The organism is Acidovorax sp. AC410, from assembly GCF_979253235.1.
Map to the genome: position 1 here is coordinate 362,582 of NZ_CEEDCG010000001.1, position 18,600 is coordinate 381,181.

The 18,600-nt window shown below is 69.0% G+C and carries 16 protein-coding genes; 9 read left to right on the top strand and 7 right to left on the bottom strand.

Annotated elements, in window-relative coordinates; translation table 11 throughout:
- Window positions 1-54: 54 nt before the first annotated feature.
- The 5 genes from AC0IZS_RS01650 to amaB form a co-directional block, all read right to left on the bottom strand.
- Window positions 55-1,752, bottom strand: a complete 1,698-nt coding sequence (locus AC0IZS_RS01650) for a thiamine pyrophosphate-binding protein (protein WP_471634051.1) — start codon at window positions 1,750-1,752, stop codon at window positions 55-57.
- A 44-nt stretch (window positions 1,753-1,796) separates the two neighbouring features.
- Window positions 1,797-3,023, bottom strand: coding sequence for a pyridoxal phosphate-dependent aminotransferase (locus AC0IZS_RS01655; protein ID WP_471634052.1), 1,227 nt, complete (start codon window positions 3,021-3,023; stop codon window positions 1,797-1,799).
- Window positions 3,020-3,919, bottom strand: coding sequence for an amino acid ABC transporter substrate-binding protein (locus AC0IZS_RS01660; protein WP_471634053.1), 900 nt, complete (start codon window positions 3,917-3,919; stop codon window positions 3,020-3,022). The genes AC0IZS_RS01655 and AC0IZS_RS01660 overlap by 4 nt, the downstream gene beginning before the upstream one ends.
- A gap of 74 nt (window positions 3,920-3,993) precedes the next feature.
- Window positions 3,994-5,169 carry an NAD(P)/FAD-dependent oxidoreductase gene (locus AC0IZS_RS01665; RefSeq protein WP_471634054.1) on the bottom strand — a complete coding sequence of 392 codons (1,176 nt, stop codon included), beginning with the start codon at window positions 5,167-5,169 and terminating at the stop codon, window positions 3,994-3,996.
- 29 nt (window positions 5,170-5,198) lie between these two features.
- Window positions 5,199-6,734, bottom strand: a complete 1,536-nt coding sequence (gene amaB, locus AC0IZS_RS01670; RefSeq protein WP_471634055.1) for an L-piperidine-6-carboxylate dehydrogenase — start codon at window positions 6,732-6,734, stop codon at window positions 5,199-5,201.
- A 196-nt stretch (window positions 6,735-6,930) separates the two neighbouring features.
- Here amaB and AC0IZS_RS01675 point away from each other — a divergent pair, with 196 nt between their 5' ends.
- Complete coding sequence (locus AC0IZS_RS01675; protein WP_471634056.1) at window positions 6,931-7,869, top strand: LysR family transcriptional regulator; 939 nt, start codon at window positions 6,931-6,933, stop codon at window positions 7,867-7,869.
- A gap of 1 nt (window position 7,870) precedes the next feature.
- Here the strand turns inward: AC0IZS_RS01675 and AC0IZS_RS01680 are convergent, their stop codons facing one another.
- Both AC0IZS_RS01680 and AC0IZS_RS01685 read right to left on the bottom strand, forming a co-directional pair.
- On the bottom strand, window positions 7,871-9,370 hold the full coding sequence (locus tag AC0IZS_RS01680; protein ID WP_471634057.1) for a GGDEF domain-containing protein: 1,500 nt from the start codon (window positions 9,368-9,370) through the stop codon (window positions 7,871-7,873).
- A gap of 151 nt (window positions 9,371-9,521) precedes the next feature.
- Window positions 9,522-10,385: an IclR family transcriptional regulator gene (locus AC0IZS_RS01685; RefSeq protein ID WP_471634058.1), complete on the bottom strand. Its 864-nt coding sequence runs from the start codon at window positions 10,383-10,385 to the stop codon at window positions 9,522-9,524.
- A gap of 250 nt (window positions 10,386-10,635) precedes the next feature.
- Here AC0IZS_RS01685 and AC0IZS_RS01690 point away from each other — a divergent pair, with 250 nt between their 5' ends.
- The 8 genes from AC0IZS_RS01690 to AC0IZS_RS01725 all read left to right on the top strand — a co-directional run bounded on the left by AC0IZS_RS01690 (window position 10,636) and on the right by AC0IZS_RS01725 (window position 18,584).
- The gene (locus AC0IZS_RS01690; protein ID WP_471634059.1) at window positions 10,636-11,730 is read left to right on the top strand and encodes an ABC transporter ATP-binding protein; all 1,095 of its coding nucleotides are present in this window, start codon (window positions 10,636-10,638) and stop codon (window positions 11,728-11,730) included.
- Window positions 11,727-12,587: an ABC transporter permease gene (locus AC0IZS_RS01695; protein WP_471634060.1), complete on the top strand. Its 861-nt coding sequence runs from the start codon at window positions 11,727-11,729 to the stop codon at window positions 12,585-12,587. Before AC0IZS_RS01690 ends, AC0IZS_RS01695 begins: the two co-directional genes overlap by 4 nt.
- Window positions 12,588-12,681: 94 nt before the next feature.
- The gene (locus AC0IZS_RS01700; RefSeq protein ID WP_471634061.1) at window positions 12,682-13,476 is read left to right on the top strand and encodes an ABC transporter permease; all 795 of its coding nucleotides are present in this window, start codon (window positions 12,682-12,684) and stop codon (window positions 13,474-13,476) included.
- 4 nt (window positions 13,477-13,480) lie between these two features.
- A complete protein-coding gene (locus tag AC0IZS_RS01705; RefSeq protein ID WP_471634062.1) occupies window positions 13,481-13,792 on the top strand; it encodes a (2Fe-2S)-binding protein in 312 nt (103 codons plus the stop codon).
- A complete protein-coding gene (locus tag AC0IZS_RS01710; RefSeq protein ID WP_471634063.1) occupies window positions 13,789-15,186 on the top strand; it encodes an FAD-dependent oxidoreductase in 1,398 nt (465 codons plus the stop codon). The genes AC0IZS_RS01705 and AC0IZS_RS01710 overlap by 4 nt, the downstream gene beginning before the upstream one ends.
- The gene (locus AC0IZS_RS01715; protein WP_471634064.1) at window positions 15,183-16,355 is read left to right on the top strand and encodes an NAD(P)/FAD-dependent oxidoreductase; all 1,173 of its coding nucleotides are present in this window, start codon (window positions 15,183-15,185) and stop codon (window positions 16,353-16,355) included. The genes AC0IZS_RS01710 and AC0IZS_RS01715 overlap by 4 nt, the downstream gene beginning before the upstream one ends.
- Window positions 16,356-16,405: 50 nt before the next feature.
- A complete protein-coding gene (locus tag AC0IZS_RS01720; RefSeq protein ID WP_471634065.1) occupies window positions 16,406-17,473 on the top strand; it encodes an ABC transporter substrate-binding protein in 1,068 nt (355 codons plus the stop codon).
- 184 nt (window positions 17,474-17,657) lie between these two features.
- Window positions 17,658-18,584, top strand: coding sequence for a c-type cytochrome (locus AC0IZS_RS01725; protein WP_471634066.1), 927 nt, complete (start codon window positions 17,658-17,660; stop codon window positions 18,582-18,584).
- Window positions 18,585-18,600 lie beyond the last annotated feature (16 nt).

Genomic DNA, 18,600 nt, shown 5'->3' on the forward strand with positions numbered 1-18,600 from the left:
CGCCGCCACCCTGCTGTCAGCCGCCCAGCCGACAACAGGGTTGGGGCAGCGGAATTACTTCTTGGCGAGTGCCGCGTTGCGCAGGCCCTGCAGCGTGCCCGTGGGCGTGATCGCCTCGGGGTCGATCAGGCAGTGCAGCACGCTGGGCAGGCCGCTGGCGCGCGCACGGGCCAGCGCGGGTCCGAACTCCTCGGTGGTGGTCACACGCTCACCATGGCCACCGAAGGCCTGGGCGTAGGCCTTGAAGTCGGGGTTCTTGAGCGCGGTGGCGCTCACGCGGCCCGGGTACTCGCGCTCCTGGTGCATGCGGATGGTGCCGTACATGGCGTTGTCCAGCAGCACCACGATGATCGGCAGGCCGTATTGCACGGCGGTGGCGAACTCCTGGCCGTGCATCAGGAAGTCGCCATCACCGGCGAAGACCACCACCTCGCGCTGCGGCCACAGGCGCTTGCCACCCACGCCGGCCGGCAGGCCGTAGCCCATGGAACCACTGGTCGGCGCCAGCTGGCTGGCAAAGCTGGTGAAGGGCCAGAAGCGGTGGATCCAGGTCGCAAAATTGCCCGCGCCGTTGCAGAAGATGGTGTCGGCCGGCAGCACCTCCTTCAAGTGCTGCATCACCTGGCCCATCTGCAGGTCGCCGGGGATGCGGATGGGCGCGGTATCGCTCCAGGCCAGGTAGTCGGCATGGGCGGCCTCGGCATGGGCCTTCCAGGGCACGGCGGCTGGGGGGCGCACCGCCGCCAGCGCGGCGGTGAAGGCCTGGGGCGTCGCATGGATCGGTTGCGCCGGACGGTAGAGCCGGCCCAGCTCGTCCGCATCGGCGAGCACATGCACGATGGGCTGCACGGGGTTGGGAATGGCGAACAGCTCGTAGCCTTGCGAAGGCACCTCGGACAGGCGCCCGCCGACCACCAGCACCAGGTCCGACGCGCGGATGCGCGCCAGCAGCTTGGGGTTCACCCCCAGGCCCAGGTCGCCGCCATAGCAGGCGTGCGTGGCCGGGAACAGCATCTGCCGGCGGAAGGAGCAGTACACGGGCAGCGACCAAGCCTCGGCAAAGGCCGTGAATTCGCGCACGGCCTGCTCGGACCAGCGGCTACCGCCCAGAATGGCCACGGGCTGCTGCGCGTTGCGCAGGCGCTCGGCCAGCTCGGCCATCTGCGCGGCGCCGGGGTGGGTTTCGGCCACCTGGTAGGGCAGCGCGTCGGCCACGCTGGCGGCCTCGGTCAGCATGTCCTCAGGCAGCGCCACCACCACCGGGCCGGGGCGGCCCGAGGTGGCGACATGGAAGGCACGCGAGATCAGTTCGGGTACACGCGCCGGGTCGTCGATCTGCACCACCCACTTGGCCATGGTGCCAAAGACGGCGCCGTAGTCCAGCTCCTGGAAGGCCTCGCGCCCGAGCGCCCCGCGCGCCACCTGGCCCACGAACAGGATCAGCGGCGTCGAGTCCTGGTGCGCGATGTGTACCCCGGCCGAGGCATTGGTGGCGCCCGGCCCGCGCGTGACGAAGCAGATGCCGGGCTGGCCCGTGAGCTTGCCCTGGGCCTCGGCCATCATGGCCGCGCCGCCCTCCTGGCGGCAGACGGTGACGGCGATGTCGGCGTCGTGCAGCGCATCCAGCACGGCCAGGTAGCTTTCACCGGGCACGCAGAACAGCTGCTTCACGCCATGGGTGATGAGCTGCTGGACCAGGATCTGGCCGCCCGTGCGGCTGGCGGTATGGCTGGAGGAGGAAGGCGTGGTCATGTCAGGATTCCGGAACGAGAGAAACAAACAACAATCAAAAAACGTCAGCGCAGCGCCTCGCACGCGCGGCGGATGCGCGCGCAGGCTTCCTGCAGGTCGGCCATGGACGCAGCGTACGAGATCCGGAAGTACGGCGCCAGCCCCAGCACGCTGCCAGGGACCACCGCCACGTGGAACTCCCGCAGCAGGTAGTCGCAAAAATCCGCATCGCTGCGCAGCATGGCACCGCCCGGCGTGGTGCGGCCCAGCGCGCCTTCGCAGCTGGCAAAGGTGTAGAAGGCCCCTTCGGGCACCCGGCAGCGCAGCCCGGGCGATGCGTTGAGCGAAGCCACCACCAGGTCGCGCCGCGCCTGGAACTCGCGGCAGCGCTCGGCCACGATGTCCTGCGGGCCGGTGAGCGCCGCCACGGCCGCCGCCTGGCTGATGGACGAGGCGCACGAGGTGGCCTGGCTCTGCACCACGGCCATGGCCGCGATCAGTGCGCGCGGGCCCGCGCCGTAGCCGATGCGCCAGCCCGTCATGGCGTACGACTTGGAGACGCCGTTGACGGTGAGCGTGCGCTCGCGCAGCGCGGGCATCACCACGGCCGGCGTGGCAAACGCATGGCCGTCGTACAGGATGTGTTCGTAGATGTCGTCCGCCAGCACCCAGACCTGCGGGTGGCGCAGCACCACCTCCATGATGGGTTTCAACTGCTCGGCGCTGTAGGCCGTGCCGCTGGGGTTGGAAGGGGAGTTGATGAACACCCAGCGCGTGCGCGGCGTGATCGCGGCGTCGAGCTGCCCGGCCGTGAGGCGAAAGCCGTTGGCCTCGCTGCACGGCACCACCACGGGCACGCCGCCCGCGATCAGCACCATGTCGGCGTACGAGGTCCAGTACGGCGCGGGCAGGATCACCTCGTCGCCGGGGTTCAGGCTGGCCATCAGCGCGTTGTAGATGACCTGCTTGGCACCTGCCCCCACCGTGATCTCGCTGGCCTCAAACTCCAGGGCGTTGTCGCGGCGGAACTTGAGCGCTATGGCCGCCTTGAGCGCGGGCGTGCCGTCCAGCACCGTGTAGTGCGTATCGCCCCGCGCCATGGCCTGCTGCGCGGCCTCCTGGATGTGGATCGGCGTATCGAAGTCCGGCTCGCCCAGGCCCAGCACGATCACGGGCTGGCTCTGGCGCTTGAGCTCGTTGGCGGCCTGGGTGATGCGCACGATGTCCGACACGCCGATGGCGCTGATGCGGTCGGCCGCGCGAAAAGCCGTGGCGGGGATGGCGGCGTTCATTGCTGGTAGGACTCCAGGGGCTTGTCGTTGGGGGCGGCGAACAGCTGGCGCAGCGTGGTGCCCAGGGGCAGGTTCAGGGCCACGTTCTTGGGCGGGATGGGGGCCATGAACCACTTGGTGTAGATCTTCTCCATCTCACCGCTTTGCATCAACTTGGTGAGCACGCCGTCCACCACCGCCTTGAAGCTGGGGTCGTCCTTGCGGAACAGCAGCGCAATCGGCTCGGCGCCCAGCGGTTCGCCCACGATGCGGTAGGCCGATGGGTCCTTGGCGTTGGCAATCATCCCGGCCAGCAGGTTGTCGTCGAGCACGAAGGCATCGGCGCGGCCGGATTCGAGCAGCAAAAAGCTTTCGTGGTGGTCCTTGCCCAGCACGGTCTTGACGGACGCACCGCCCAAGGCGCGCTCCTGCTTGCGCAGCAACTGCACGGCGGTGGTGCCGGTGGACGCCGCGATGGTGCGGCCCGCGAGCTGGCTGACGGACTTGAGGTCCGAGTCCTTGCGCACCGCCATGCGCACCTCGCTCACATAGGTGGTCACCGCAAAGGCCACCTGCTGCTGGCGCGCGGTGTTGTTGGTGGTAGGGCCGCAGCCGATGTCGAGCGTGCCGTTCTGCACCAGCGGCAACGTGTTCTGCGCCGTCACGGCCATGTACTCGAGCTTGGCGTCGGGCACGATCTCCTTGAGCACGCGCTCGCACAGCTCAACGTGGTAGCCCACGTATTTTTCGTTGGCGCCCAGCGCATAGGCCATGGGAGGCGAGGTCTCGCGCACCCCGAGCACGACCTTGCCGCTGGCCTTGATCTTCTCGAGCGTGGTCTGGGCGCTGGCACCTGCGGCGCAAAGCAGTGCGGCCAGGGCCACGGCCATCATTTTGCGGTTGGGGGAAAAAGCCATGTCGTTGTCTCCGGTGGTTGTTGTGGATGGCGATGGGGAAAAAAATGCGCAGGCGGCGGCGGGGTGCCGCCAGGTCAGATGACGTTCTTCTCCAGCAGCGGCCGGTTCTCGGCAATGCGCGTGATGGACAGGGGCGACAGGTCCAGGCTCTGGTAACCGCCTGTGAGCAACAGCTCGGCCACGCCCCGCCCCACGGCAGGGCACTGCTGCAGGCCGTGGCCCGAAAAGCCGTTGGCGAACACCAGGTTGTCGCAGGCAGGCGAGAGGCCCACGATGGCGTTGTGGTCGAAGTTGTTCATCTCGTAGTAGCCGGCCCAGGCGCCCTGCATGCGCAGCGCCTCAAAGCCGGGGATGCGTTCGGCCAGCGTGGGCCAGACATGCTCCTCGAACGCGTGGTATTCGGGCTCCAGCGGGGCGAAGTCGGCGTCCTGGTCGGCGGGCGGTGCAAAGCCGGCAATGAAGCCCTGGCCCTCGGGCCGCAGCCAGATGCCGCTGGTGTCGATCAGCAACGGGCAGCGTGGCAGTGAGGCAGGGCTGGAAAGATGGAACACGGTGCGGCGCTTGCCCACCACCGGCAAGGCAATGCCGGCCCAGCCTGCAATGGCGGCAGCCCAGGGTCCACCGGCGTTCACAGCATGGCTGCAGGGCAGCGTGGTGCCGCTTTGCAGCTGCACGGCGGTGACATGCTGCACGCCGCCGCTGGTGACCAAGTCAAAGCCCACGGCCTCGTCGGCCACGTAGCGCACGCCCTGGCTCTGGGCCTTCTTGCGCAGCGCGGTCAGCAGCAGGTAGCCGTCGAACCAGCCCTCGCCCGACAGGCCGAGCGAGCCGAGCACCACGTCCTGCAGCGCCAGCCAGGGGAAGCGCTCGGCCAGTTCACTGGGGCCGAGCAGCGCCACGTCGGCGCCATGGCGCCTTTGCAGCGCATGGTTGTCGCGCAGCGTGGCCTCGCCGGCGGCAGTGGCCAGGTAAAGGTAGCCGCCCTCGTGCAGGCCGATGTCGGGCATATCGCCGTTGCAGGCCAGGAGCGTGCCCACATCGCGCAGGAAGCCGATGCCGTAGGCCGAGATGAGGACGTTGATGTCGGTGGAGAACTGCTGGCGGATGGAGCTGGCCGACAGCGCCGACGAGGCGCGTGCGTACGTCGGATCCCGCTCCACCACCACGACCTCGCAGCCCGGCTGCTGCTGCGTGAGGAAGTACGCGATGGCACTGCCGATCACGCCGCCGCCGATGATCACGATGGGCATGCTGATACTCCCGGAATTTGGCGCAGTGCTCAGACGTCGAACTTCACACCTTGCGCCAGCGGCAGCGCGGTGGAGTAGTTGACGGTGTTGGTGGCGCGGCGCATGTAGGCCTTCCAGCTGTCGGAGCCGGCTTCGCGGCCACCACCGGTTTCCTTCTCGCCACCGAAGGCACCGCCGATCTCGGCGCCGCTCGGGCCGATGTTGACGTTGGCGATGCCGCAGTCCGACCCGGCCGCCGACATGAACTGCTCGGCCTCGCGCACGTTGAGCGTGAAGATCGAGGACGACAGCCCGGCACCCACGGCGTTGTTCCAGGCAATGGCCTCGTCGAGCGTGCCGTAGCGCACTACGTAGAGGATGGGCGCAAAGGTCTCATGCAGGGCCGGGCCTTCGTGCCGTGCGAGCTCGACCAGCGCGGGGCGCACGTAGTAGGCATCGCTGCCGGCCACGCCCTGCACGCGCTCGCCGCCATGCACCTTGGCATCCAGGGCGCGGGCTTCGTCCAGCGCCTTCTGCATGCCGTCGTAGGCGCCGCGGTCGATCAGCGGGCCGACCAGGGTGCCGGCGGCGCGCGGATCGCCCACCTGCACGTTGCCGTAGACCTTGGTGAGCTGGGGCACCAGGGTGTCATAGATGCTGTCATGCACGAACAGGCGGCGCAGGGTGGTGCAGCGCTGGCCAGCCGTTCCCATGGCCGCGAAGGCGATGCCGCGCAGCGCCAGGTCCAGGTCGGCCGAGGGCGCGACGATGGCGGCGTTGTTGCCACCGAGCTCCAGGATGGCGCGCGCGAAACGGGCGGCCAGGCGTGGGCCGACGGCGCGGCCCATGGCCGTGGAGCCGGTGGCCGAGAGCACGGCCACGCGGGCATCGTCCACCAGCACCTCGCCGATGGCGCGCTGGCCGATCAGCAGCTCCAGCAGGCCTTCGGGCGCATCGCCGAAGCGGGCCAGGGCGCGCTGGGCGATGGCATGCGTGGCCAGGGCCGTGAGGGGCGTCTTCTCGGACGGCTTCCACACCACCGAGTCGCCGCAGACCAGGGCCAGGGCCGCATTCCACGACCACACGGCCACCGGGAAGTTGAAGGCCGAGATCACGCCGCACACGCCCAGCGGGTGCCAGGTTTCCATCATGCGGTGGCCGGGGCGCTCGGTAGCGATGGTCAGGCCGTAGAGCTGGCGCGACAGGCCCACGGCGAAGTCGCAGATGTCGATCATCTCCTGCACCTCGCCCAGGCCTTCGGACGGGATCTTGCCGGCTTCAATGGTCACCAGCAGGCCCAGGTCGTCCTTGGCGGCGCGCAGTTCTTCGCCCAGCAGGCGCACCAGTTCGCCGCGCCGGGGTGCCGGCACCTGGCGCCAGGCAATGAAAGCGGCCTGCGCACGGGCGATGGCGGCGGTGGCGTCGGCCGCCGAGACCTCGTGTACGGCACCGATGGCCTCGCCGGTGATGGGCGAGCGCACCGGCAGGTCACCGCCGGTATAGGCGGCGCGCGCCACGCCCAGGCGCTGCAGCAGGGCATCGGTGTCGGTCACGACGGAGGAGGAGACGGCAGAGGGTGCGGACATGGCGGCATTCCAGAAATCAATGCGCCCAATATCGCCCAATCGCCCAACGCCGGATAGCAAAAAATTGGAACAACTTGATTCGCAAATAGAATCAAGTCCTCTCAGCACTCTGTCCATCTCAGGGACCAATCTGGCACCATCTCGGTGCGCCAGCGGTATAAACCCTGAAAATCATTCTCCAGGAGCATGAACAACCATGTTTCGCAAGGCCTTCCTGCCGCCCGTGGCCGATCTGCTCGCCTTTGAGGCGGCCGCGCGCCACACCAGTGTCTCGCGCGCGGCCGAAGAGCTGCACCTCACGCAGAGCGCCGTCTCGCGCCAGATACGCCAGCTGGAGGAACAATTGGGCATGGCCCTGTTCCACCGTGTGCGCCAGCGCGTGGTGCTGACCGATGCCGGCCGCGTCTATGCCGCCGACGTGCGCGCCCTGCTGCAGCAGCTGTCGGCCGCCACGCAAAAGGCCATGGCGTTTTCGAGCGCGGGCGGCCTGCTCAACCTGGCCGTGCTGCCCACCCTGGGCACGCGCTGGCTGATTCCGCGGCTGCCGGGCTTCATGGCGCTGTACCCCGATGCCACAGTGAACTTCTCGGCACGCTCCGAGCCCTTCGACTTTGCGCAGGAGCCGATGGACGCGGCCATCCACTTCGGCGCACCGCACTGGGCCGGCGCCGTGTGCGAGTACCTGATGCACGAGGAGGTGTTCCCCGTGTGCAGCCCCCACTACCGCGCCCAGCAGGGCCTGCGCACGCCGGCCGACCTGGCGCACGCCGTGCTGCTGCAGCAGAACACCCGGCCCACGCAATGGACCGAATGGTTCGAGCGCATAGGCGCCCCCACGCCGCAGGCGCTGCGCGGCCCGCGCTATGAGCAGTTCTCGATGATCGCGCAGGCGGCCGTGTCGGGCCTGGGGGCGGCGCTGCTGCCGCGCTTTCTGATCGAGGGCGAACTCGCTTCGGGGGCCCTGGTAGCCCTGTCCAGCGACGTGCTCACCAGCAGCGAGGCCTACTACCTCGTCTACCCCGAGGCGCGCGCGCAGACGCCGCTGGTCAAGGCCTTCAAGGACTGGCTGCTGGCGCAATGTGCGGGGGCCAGGCAGAAGGGTGAGGCGGCCTCCACGGCATCGGTGGAGCCGTAGATCACGCCTGCACCTGGTTGCGGCCCGAGGCCTTGGCCCGGTACAGCGCGCTGTCGGCCGCCTCGATCAGTTGCCGCTCACAGCCTTCGGCGTAGGGCCCTTGCATGGCCGCGGCACCCACGCTGACCGTGACCCGCCCGAACGCGCTGGCACCATGGGCGATGGCCAGGGCATCGATGCGCTCGCGCACCACCTCGGCCACGACGAGGGCGCCCGCAAGACCAGTATCGGGCAGAACGATCGCCATCTCTTCCCCCCCGTAGCGGGCCACCAGGTCGCCCGGGCGTTTGGCATACTGCAGCAGGCAGGCCGACACCGCTTGCAGGCATGCGTCGCCCTCCACATGCCCGTAGGTGTCGTTGAAGCCCTTGAAGTAGTCGATGTCGATGAGCAGCAGCGAGAGCGGTGCGCCGTCGCGGCTGGCACGCCGGGCTTCGCTCTTGAGCGTCTCGTCGAAGCTGCGGCGGTTGGCCAGTCCGGTGAGCGGGTCTTGCGCGGCCAGTGCCGCAAGCTGGCGGTTCACCTGCACCAGGTCTTCGCGCGCTGCCACCAGCGAGGCCTCCGCGCGGGTACGGCGGCGGATGTCGAGGATCAAGCCCCACCCGATGAGCGCAATGCCCAGCAGCAAGGCCGCGACCACCCCCGCCGTGAGCAGCGCCTGGCGCCGCCACCCCGCCAGTGCCTCTTCCTTGCCGACGGCCACGGTCGTCAGCACGGGATAGTGCTCATTCTTGCGATAGGCATACAGCCGCTGTGTGCCGTCGATCCCCGACTGGAACGCGACCGTGCCGGACATTCCACCGGAATAGATGCGCTGGAAGTTGGCCGATTTGGAAAAATCGCGGCCCATGTCCTGCTCGCGGTAGGGATAGCGCACGAGCATCTGCCCGCCCGTGGTGGACAGCCCGATGGAGCCCTGCGCGCCCACGTCGATTTTTCCAAACAGGTCCAGAAAGCTCTTGATGCCCAGGCTGACCACGACGACCCCGGCAAAGCCCCCTGCCCGGTCGTCAAAGCGCCGGCTGATGGTGATGACCCAGTCGCCGGTGGACCGGCTCTGGATCGCAGGCCCGATGAAGGGTTCCCGGGAGGGATGGTCCCGGTGCTGGGCAAAGAAGTCCCTGTCCGCACCGCTGGCCTGCGCGGGCACGGGCCCGGTGGAGGACATCAGCCAGTTGCCTGCGGCGCCATAGACGACGACGCCATTGAGCTGGTGCAGCAGATGCTCCTGCTGGTCGATCAGCCGCTGCAGGCGCTGCAGGTGGGTCGCTCCGGTGCCCTCTTCTTCCAGACGCTCGGTCAGGCCCAACGCCAGCATGGCGCTTTGCGTGAAGACTCCTTCGGTGTAGGTATCGAGGGTCTGGGCCAGGTTGAGGTTCTGGGTGTCGATCTGGGCCAGCGAACGCTCCCGCGCCGACCAGATCTGCCAGGCGGTGGTGGCCGACACGGACAGGTACACGACGACCAGCAGCAGCACCGCCAGGCGAACATCACGCTTCATCTTCCCTCCCCGCACATAAAAACTTCCATCCAGGCGTCTTCATCGGACTGCTCTTGCTGCGTGATTTGCGGGTGTCTGTCTTCCCGGCCCTTGCCAGGCGAATGATGCCAGCTTTGCCATCGGATGAACCCGCCGCAGTGTCGCAAGCGCGTTACGCAGGCGCCGTGTCTGCGCCCCCGGCGGGGTGGATCTGCTGCATGCCCCGTGCGCCCGAAAGGCTCTGCGCCGGCCTGCGCAGCGTCGCATCGAAAGGATTGATCCTCGGCCCGATCGCCGCCGCCTCGCGCTTGAGCAACTCCACCACCGTGGGCATGCGGTCGGCATTCAGCCGGTCTGCAATGGTGCCCACGCTCAGGGCCGCCACGGCGCGCCCTTCGCGGTCGCAGATGGGCACGGCCACACCTGCCATGCCTTCGAGCAGGCCCGTGTTGCGGCCGGCATAGCCCTGCTGGCGCACGCGCTCGATCTCGGTGCGCAGGTAGACCTCGTCGTACACGCCGTACTCTCGCACCCGCGACAGGTTGAAGCGGATCACCTCCTCGCGCTCGGCTTCCGGCAGAAAGGCCAGGATGGCCAGCGCGCCCTGCCCTACCCCCAGGGCCACGCGCCCGCCAATGTCGCCCGTGAATGAGCGGATGGGGAACGGCCCCTCGCTGCGGTCCAGGCAGATGGCATCGAAGCCGCTGCGCGCCAGCAGAAAGATGCTGTCGCCCAGGCTGGCGCACAGGCGCAGCAGCACCGGCCGGCACAGCGTGCGCAGGTCGCCCGGGTTGCCTGCCTTGGCCGCCAGTGCAAAGAAATCGATGGACAGCCGGTAGAGCTTGCTGCGCTCGTCCTGCTCGGCCATGCCCTCAGCCACCAGCGATTGCAGCAAACGGTGCGTCGTGCCCTGGGTCAGGCCCACGGCACGCGCCAATTGGGTGACCCGACCGCCCTCGGCCTGCACCTCGGCCAGGGCCCGGATGACGGAAAACATGCGGGGCACTCCGCCCGTGGAGGTGGACGCTGGTTCCATGCACTGCTCCTGTGGAATAGATGGCATCTGAAGCTTCCATGATATTCCATTAATCGGAATAAATTCGATAAATATTCTGATTAATGGAATACCCGATGCGAACTGGCCCGATTACTGCAATACATTGAATCGAAAGCGCAAGACAGTCCATGGCACGCTCAAGCCCGCACCGCACCGGTGCAGACAGGGGACCGGCACCACGGGGACTGCCACCGCACCGCGATGAAACAGCGACCAGAAAGGCCCGTGCATGTCCTTCCTTCAACTCACTGACGTGACCAAGTTCTATGGCAGCACCTGCGCGGTGCAGGCCATGAACCTCTCGGTGGAAAAAGGCGAGTTCGTATCGCTGCTGGGCCCATCGGGCTGCGGCAAGACCACCACCTTGCAGATGGTCGCGGGCTTCGAGGCGGTGACCAGTGGCCGCATCGAGCTCGATGGCCGCGACATCACGCACGCCAAGGCCAACACGCGCGGCCTCGGTATCGTGTTCCAGAGCTATGCCCTGTTCCCGCACATGACGGTGGCCGACAACGTGAGCTTCGGCCTGGAGATGCGCAAGATGCCCAAGGCCGAGCGCAAGGAGCGCGTGGCCCAGGCCCTGGGCCTGGTCCATCTGGAAGCCCACGCCACGCGCTACCCGCGCGAACTCTCGGGCGGCCAGCGCCAGCGCGTGGCGCTGGCACGCGCGCTGGTGATCGAGCCGCCGGTGCTGCTGCTCGACGAACCCCTGTCCAACCTTGATGCCAAGCTGCGCGAGGAGATGCAGTTCGAGCTGCGCCAGATCCAGCGCAAGGTGGGCACGACCACGGTGATGGTCACGCACGACCAGAGCGAGGCCATGTCCATCAGCGACCGCGTGGTGGTGATGGAGGCCGGCCGCGCCACGCAGATCGACCACCCGCACCGCGTGTACGAGCACCCGCGCACGCGTTTCATCTCCACCTTCGTGGGCAAGGCCAACCTGCTGCCCGGCAAGGTCACGGCCAGCGGTGCGGCGCGCACCCATGTGGCCGTGGGTTCGCTGGCCGTGCAGGTCGAGGGCCCGGAGTTTCGGCCCGGCGCTGCCGTGCTGCTCAGCGTGCGCCCCGAGAAGCTGCAGCTGGTGCCCGCCGTGCAGGGCCGGCTCGACGGCGAGGTGGGCGAGCGCTTCTTCCTGGGCAGCCAGTGGCTGTACCGTGTGGCCACGCCCGTGGGCGACCTGATGGTGCTGGTACCCAATGATGGTCGCAACGCGCTCAACGAGGGTGATCGCACCGGTGTGGACTGGCCTGACCACTGCATGCGCCTGCTGCCGGCCGACGAGACCGCCATGGCCGAACCCGAGGCCGAGGTGGCCCCATGAGCGGCGCCAGCCGAAGGGCCGTGCCCTGGTGGCTCTCGGGCCCGGCACTGCTGCTGTTCACCGCCCTGCTGCTGGTGCCGCTGGCGCTCACGGCCGTGCTGTCGTTCAACGCCTTCGACCCGGCCACGGGCGTGAAGGCCGGTGTGTTCACGCTGGAGCACTACGCCCACGTGTTCACCGATTCGTACTACCACGCGATCTTCTGGCGCACCTTCTGGATCTCGGCCCTGGTGACACTGATCTGCGTGCTCATCGGCGCGCCCGAGGCCTACATCCTGAGCCGCATGGGCAACCCCTGGCGCTCGGTGCTGCTGCTGGTGGTGCTGGCGCCGCTGCTGGTGTCGGTGGTGGTGCGGGCCTTCGGCTGGAGCATGCTGCTCGGGCCCGAGGGCCTGGTCAACGGCACGCTCAAACTCATCGGCATCGGCCCGGTGAAGATGCTCTACACCGAGATCGCCGTAGTCATCGCCCTGGTGCATGTGATGCTGCCCTTCATGGTCATCCCCGTGTGGACCTCGCTGCAAAAGCTCGACCCCGGGGTGCAGAACGCCGCGCTGTCGCTCAAGGCATCGCCGTTCACCACGCTGCGCCGCATCGTGCTGCCGCAGGTGCTGCCGGGCATCCTCTCGGGCAGCCTGATCGTGTTCGGGCTGGCGGCCAGCTCGTTCGCCATCCCCGGCCTGCTGGGTGGCCGGCGCCTGAAGATGGTGGCCACCGTGGTCTACGACGAGTACCTGCACGAGCTGAACTGGCCCCTGGGCGCGGCCGTGGCCCTGACCCTGCTGGTGGCCAACCTGGTGGTGATGCTCAGCTACAACCGGCTGGTCGAAGGCCGCTACAAAAAATCCCTGGGCTAGACATGACAACCCCCACGCTCCATCACTTCGTGTATTCGCTGCCCCCCGAGGGGGGCGTGGCCTCCCTTGGGGCGGCCCGGCGGGAATCCTGACCATGCACAAGAACGGCCCCCTTGCCCTGGCGTTCAACGCCCTCGTCATCGCCTTCATGCTCGCGCCCCTGGTGGTCGTGTGTGTGGTGGCCTTCACGCCCGAAAACACACTGACCCTGCCGACCACCGAGTTCTCGCTGCGCTGGTTCAGGGCGGTGTTCGAGCACTCGGACTTCGTGCAGTCGTTCTGGAACAGCCTGTGGCTGGCACTGGCATCGGCCACGCTGGCCACGGTGCTGGCCGTGCCCGCGGGCATTGCCATCACGCGCTACGACTTCCCGGGACGCGGTTTTCTCAACGGCCTGTTCCTGTCACCGCTGATCATTCCGCACCTGGTGCTGGGCGTGGCGCTGCTGCGCCTGTTCGCGCTGGTGGGCGGCACGGGCAGCTTCGGCTGGCTGGTGCTGGCGCATGCGCTCATCGTCACGCCCTACACGCTGCGCCTGGTGGTGGCGGCCCTCGTCGGGTTCGACCGCAGCGCCGAACATGCGGCGCTGTCGCTCGGTGCCAGCCAGGCCACGGTGTTCACGCGCATCACGCTGCCGATGATCCTGCCGGGCGTCACGGGCGGGTGGATGCTGGCCTTCATCAACAGCTTCGACGAGGTGACCATGTCGATCTTCGTCACCTCGCCGAGCACGGTGACGCTGCCGGTGCGCATGTACATGTATGCCACCGAGTCCATCGACCCGCTGATGGCCGCCGTGTCGGCCCTGATGGTGGCCGTGACGGCCTTTGCCATGGTGCTGCTGGACCGCGTCTACGGCCTGGACCGCGTGCTGGTGGGGCGCAAGTAAGCCCATGGCCACGACGACCTCCCCCGCCTTGCCGCTGCTGCGCCGCGTGGCCGAGACCGCGCGCAAGGCCGTGCCCTTCGTGCTCGATGGCCAGCCGGCCAGCGCACTCGAAGGCGACACCGTGCTCACCGCCATCCTCACCTTGCAGGCGCGGCTGCGCCACAACGAGTTCAGCCACGAGCCGCGCGCCGGCTTCTGCATGATGGGCGCCTGCCAGGACTGCTGGGTGCAGACCGACAGCGGCGAGCGCCTGCGCGCCTGCGCCACCTTCATCGCGCCGGGCATGGCCCTGCGCACCGGGGAAGGCGCGGCATGAGCGCTACCCCCCTGCAGGCCGTGATCGTGGGCGCAGGCCCCGCCGGCATACGCGCCGCGCAGACCCTGGCGGCCCACGGCGTGCGCCCCGTGCTGCTCGACGAAGCGGCGCGCGGCGGCGGCCAGATCTACCGGCGCCCGCCCGCGCACTTCCAGCGCCCGGCCTCGGCCCTGTACGGCACCGAGGCCGCGCGCGCCACGGCCGTGCATGCCGCGCTCGATGGGATCGCGGACCAGATCGACTACCACCCCGACAGCCTGGTCTGGAACGCCCAGGGCGGTTTGCTCGACGTGCTGCACGGCCCCACGCAGACCACGCGCACCGTGCCCTACCGCCAGCTCATCGTGGCCAGCGGCGCGGCCGACCGGGTGCTGCCCGTGCCGGGCTGGACCCTGCCTGGCGTGTACAGCCTGGGCGGCGCGCAGGTGGCGCTCAAGTTCCAGGGCTGCACCATCGGCAGCCGGGTGGTGCTGATGGGCACCGGGCCGCTGCTGTACCTGGTGGCCTACCAGTACGCACGCGCCGGCACCCCCGTGGCGGCCGTGCTCGACACCGCGCGCCTGGCCGACCAGGTGGCCGCCATGCCGGCCATGCTGAGCCAGCCGGCGGTGTTCGCCAAGGGCGTGTATTACGTGGGCTGGCTGCGCGCGCATGGCGTGCCCATCCATACCGGCGTGCGCCCAGTGCGCGTGCTGGGTGACGAACGCGTGGATGGCGTGGTGTGGAGCGACGGCACGCGCGAACACACCCTGGCCTGCGACGCCGTGGGCATGGGCTACGCCCTGCGCCCCGAAACGCAGCTGCCCGACCTGCTGGGCTGCCGCTTTGCCTGGGCGCCCCTGAACCGCGCCCACCTGCCCGAGCGCGATGCCGCAGGGCGCACCAGCGTGGCGGGTGTCTACCTGGCCGGCGATGGCGCGGGCATCATGGGCGCCGATGCGGCCGAGTGGGCCGGCGAGCGTGCCGCCCTGGCCTTGCTGGCCGACCAGGGGGTGTCCGTGGATGCCGCCCGCGCCCAGGAACTCGAAGGCAGGCTCGCCCGCCTGGTGCGCTTTCGCGAAGGGCTGGAACGGGCCTTTCCCTTCCCCACCGACTGGGCCGCGCAGGCACCCGACGGGCTGGTGGTGTGCCGCTGCGAGAACGTCACCGCGGGCCAGTTGCGCGAGACCGTGCGCGAGGCCGGCGCCGACGAGATGAACCGCCTGAAGGCGCTGACCCGCGTGGGCATGGGCCGCTGCCAGGGCCGCAGCTGCGGCGTGGCGGCGGCGGAGATCCTGGCCCACGCCACCGGCAAGCCGGTGGAGTTGGTGGGCCGGCTGCGTGGCCAGGCGCCGATCAAGCCGATTCCCATCCACCTGCAGGCCGCCGGCCAGAACACCGGAGCCGCTGCATGAGCGCCGCCGCACCCCACCTGACCAGCCACCCGCGCCGGATGGACACCGACGTGGCCATCGTCGGCGGCGGCATCGTGGGCGCCTCGGCAGCACTGGCGCTGCGCCGGCGCGGCGTGGACGTGGTGCTGCTTGAGCGCGACCTGTGCGGCTCGCGCTCCAGCGGCGTGAACTACGGCGGCGTGCGCCGCCAGGGCCGCCCCTTGAGCCAGTTGCCGCTGGCGCAGCGGGCGCACGAAATCTGGGGCAACCTGCCCGCACTGCTGGGCACCGATGGCGAATACCAGCGCACCGGCCATTTCAAGATCGCGCGCAGCGAGGAGGACCTGGCTGCGCTGGAGCGCTACGAGGCCATGAGCCGCGACTTCGGGCTCGGCATCGAGCTGCTCTCGGGCCAGCGGCTGCGCGAGCGCTGCCCCTGGCTCGGTGGCAAGGCCGTGGGCGGATCGCTGTGCCTGGAGGACGGCCAGGCCAACCCGCGCCTGGTGTCCCCCGCGTTCGCCCTGGCCGCCCGGCGCGCGGGTGCCCATATCTTCGAGCGCACGCCATTGACCGAGGTGGAGCATGACGGCCGGCAGTTCACCCTGCGCTCGGGCACGGCGCTCACCGTGCGTGCGCCCGTGCTCATCAACTGTGCAGGCGCCTGGTCGGGCCCGCTGGCCACCCAGTTCGGCGAGGCCGTGCCGCTGCAGTCGGGCCACCCGGCCATGGCCGTGACCGAGCCCCTGCCCTTCTTCATGCACTGGAGCCTGGGTGTGGAAGGCGGCAGCATCTACTGCCGCCAGGTGGCACGCGGCAACCTGGTGCTGGGCGGCGGTTCGGGCTTGGGCCTGGATGCCGACCGCGCACGCTCGGAGCGCAGCGCCATTGCGGCACTGGCCGTGCAGGCCATCGAGCTGCTGCCGGTGCTCAAGCACGCGCATTTCATCCGCACCTGGAGCGGCACCGAGGGCTACCTGCCCGACCGCCAGCCTGTGCTCGGCAAGAGCGGCACCACGCCGGGCCTGCTGCACGGCTTCGGCTTTGCGGGGGCGGGCTTTCAGATCGGCCCGGCAGCCGGCGAGGTGCTGGCCGACCTGGCCCGCGACGGCCGCAGCAGCACGCCCACCGACGCCTTTGCCATCGAGCGCTTTTCCCCCGCAAGCACCCCGGCGGCGGCGGCTGCCCATTGAGTTTCGATCCCCTGACCGCTACCCTTCCAACACCCTGAAAGGAAAGACCCATGACCTCTTCTCGCCAGACCTCTTTTGCGCGCCGCGCGCTGCTGACGGCAGCCGCGGCGGCGACGCTGGCCGCCAGCGGCATGGCCGGTGCCCAGACAAAAACGATCTACATCGGCATGAACGGCGGCACCATGGAGAAGGCGTACACGCAGTACGTCTTCCCGGCCTTCGAGAAGCTGCATGGCGCCAAGGTGGTGGTGGTGCCGGGCACCTCCTCGGACATCCTGGCCAAGGCGCAGGCCAACAAGGACAAGCCGCAGATGCACGTCATGTTCCTCGATGACGGCATCATGGTGCGCGCCATGGGCATGGGGCTGTGCCAGAAGCAGCGGCCCAACCCGCACCTCGCCGAGATCTACCCGGCCGCCCGCTTCAAGGACGACCTGGCCAGCGGCGTGAGCCTGGGCATGACGGGCATTGCCTACAACACCAAGATGTTCACCGAGAAGGGCTGGGCGCCACCGACCTCGTGGATGGACTTCGCCGACCCCAAGTACAAGGGCAAGGTGGTGTTCCAGTCCATGCCGTCGTCGTCCTTCGGGCTGCATGGCTTCCTGATGTTCAACCGCATCCAGGGTGGCAATGACAAAAACGTGGAGCCCGGCTTCAACAACTGGGGCAAGACCATCGGCCCGAACGTGCTCGAGTACATCCCGAGCTCGGCCAAGATCTCCGAGATGGTGCAGACCGGCGAGGCCGCGATGTTCCCGCTCACGCCCACGGCCGTGGCCGCGCTCAAGACCCGGGGCATCCCGGTAGAGTACGCCCAGCCCAAGGAAGGCTCGGTGGTGCTCATGGTGGGCCAGTGCGTGATCGCCAACAACAGCGAGCCCGAGCTGGCGCAAAAGCTCGCCGAGTTCCTGCTGAGCCCGCTGGCCCAGGCCAACGTGCTGCAGTTCGGCGCACAGATCCCCACCAACCCCAAGGCCCCGGCCGTGGGCGAGGGCGCCGCCCAGGTGGCCCAGATCAGCCAGTGGATGAAGAACGCCGTGACGCTGGACTGGGATGCGGTGAACGCCAGCCGCCCCGCCTGGAACGCGCGCTGGAACAAGACCATCGAACGCTGATCGGCCTTGGCGGCAGGGGATGGACTGCCCCGCGGCGACCTGGTGGGCCGCGCGGGCAGGCTATCCGTGACATATATCACCGGGGCCGCCCGCGCCTGGCGCGCGCAGTACGCCAAATGGCCTGCAGGACTTCAGAATCCGCTCCATCGAGATTCCGAAGACATTCCTACAAGGTTTTCCCACCATGAAACGCTGGATGAAATGGACCGCCGGCAGCGCCCTGGCACTGGGCGTGCTGGTCGCCGCCACCGCGGCCACCGGCCTGTACCTGGCCGAGCAAAAGCGCAACCGCTACATCGACATCAAGCCGCGCCCCGTGGCCTACACGACCGAGGCGCAGACCATCGAGCGCGGGCGCTACCTGTTCAGCTCGCGCGGCTGCACCGACTGCCATGGCGCCGAGGGCACGGGCCGCGAGTTCGTCAACGATGGCAAGGGTACCCGGCTGGCCGGCCCCAACATCACGGCGGCCGGCGTGGTGGCGCGCTACCAGCCCGAGGACTGGAACAGCGCCATCCGCCACGGCGTCAAGCCCAATGGCCGCCCCCTGCTGGTGATGCCCAGTGAAGACTACAACCGCCTGACCAACGACGACCTGAACGCCCTGGTCTCCTACATCCGCCAACTGCCTGCCAAGGAGGGCACGCCCGCCGCCATCGAGCTGCCGCGTCCGGCCTGGGTGCTGTACGGCCTGGGCATGATCCCCGACGCGGCCGCACGCATCGACCACCAGTTGGCCCCCTCGCGCCCCGTGCCCGCGGGCGTGACGGTGGCCAACGGCCAGTACGTGGCCAATATGTGCATCGGCTGCCACGGCGCCAGCCTGGCGGGCGGCAAGATCCCCGGCGGCCCGCCGGACTGGCCTGCCGCCGCCGACATCCGCCCCGGCAAGGGCAGCTCCATGGCGCGCTACCCGACTGCAGAGAGCTTCGTGGCCATGCTGCGCAATGGCAAGCGGCCCGATGGCACGCCGATCCAGGTCATGCCCTTCGAATCGCTGGGCCAGCTCAGCGACGTGGATGCGCGTGCCCTGTATGCCTACCTGCAGGCCCTGCCTGCCGATGGCAGCATGCCCCCCGCCCCTGCGGCCGAGGTCGCCCTGAACCGGTGAGGCAACCCGCTCCCGG

Bases quoted from the DNA above. Each gene is read 5' to 3' on its own strand.
- amaB (WP_471634055.1), bottom strand. From the start codon at position 6,734: ATGTCCGCACCCTCTGCCGTCTCCTCCTCCGTCGTGACCGACACCGAT.
- AC0IZS_RS01685 (WP_471634058.1), bottom strand. From the start codon at position 10,385: ATGGAACCAGCGTCCACCTCCACGGGCGGAGTGCCCCGCATGTTTTCC.
- AC0IZS_RS01655 (WP_471634052.1), bottom strand. From the start codon at position 3,023: ATGAACGCCGCCATCCCCGCCACGGCTTTTCGCGCGGCCGACCGCATC.
- AC0IZS_RS01680 (WP_471634057.1), bottom strand. From the start codon at position 9,370: ATGAAGCGTGATGTTCGCCTGGCGGTGCTGCTGCTGGTCGTCGTGTAC.
- AC0IZS_RS01700 (WP_471634061.1), top strand. From the start codon at position 12,682: ATGCACAAGAACGGCCCCCTTGCCCTGGCGTTCAACGCCCTCGTCATC.
- AC0IZS_RS01690 (WP_471634059.1), top strand. From the start codon at position 10,636: ATGTCCTTCCTTCAACTCACTGACGTGACCAAGTTCTATGGCAGCACC.
- AC0IZS_RS01710 (WP_471634063.1), top strand. From the start codon at position 13,789: ATGAGCGCTACCCCCCTGCAGGCCGTGATCGTGGGCGCAGGCCCCGCC.
- AC0IZS_RS01715 (WP_471634064.1), top strand. From the start codon at position 15,183: ATGAGCGCCGCCGCACCCCACCTGACCAGCCACCCGCGCCGGATGGAC.
- AC0IZS_RS01675 (WP_471634056.1), top strand. From the start codon at position 6,931: ATGTTTCGCAAGGCCTTCCTGCCGCCCGTGGCCGATCTGCTCGCCTTT.
- AC0IZS_RS01660 (WP_471634053.1), bottom strand. From the start codon at position 3,919: ATGGCTTTTTCCCCCAACCGCAAAATGATGGCCGTGGCCCTGGCCGCA.
- AC0IZS_RS01720 (WP_471634065.1), top strand. From the start codon at position 16,406: ATGACCTCTTCTCGCCAGACCTCTTTTGCGCGCCGCGCGCTGCTGACG.
- AC0IZS_RS01725 (WP_471634066.1), top strand. From the start codon at position 17,658: ATGAAACGCTGGATGAAATGGACCGCCGGCAGCGCCCTGGCACTGGGC.
- AC0IZS_RS01650 (WP_471634051.1), bottom strand. From the start codon at position 1,752: ATGACCACGCCTTCCTCCTCCAGCCATACCGCCAGCCGCACGGGCGGC.
- AC0IZS_RS01695 (WP_471634060.1), top strand. From the start codon at position 11,727: ATGAGCGGCGCCAGCCGAAGGGCCGTGCCCTGGTGGCTCTCGGGCCCG.
- AC0IZS_RS01705 (WP_471634062.1), top strand. From the start codon at position 13,481: ATGGCCACGACGACCTCCCCCGCCTTGCCGCTGCTGCGCCGCGTGGCC.
- AC0IZS_RS01665 (WP_471634054.1), bottom strand. From the start codon at position 5,169: ATGCCCATCGTGATCATCGGCGGCGGCGTGATCGGCAGTGCCATCGCG.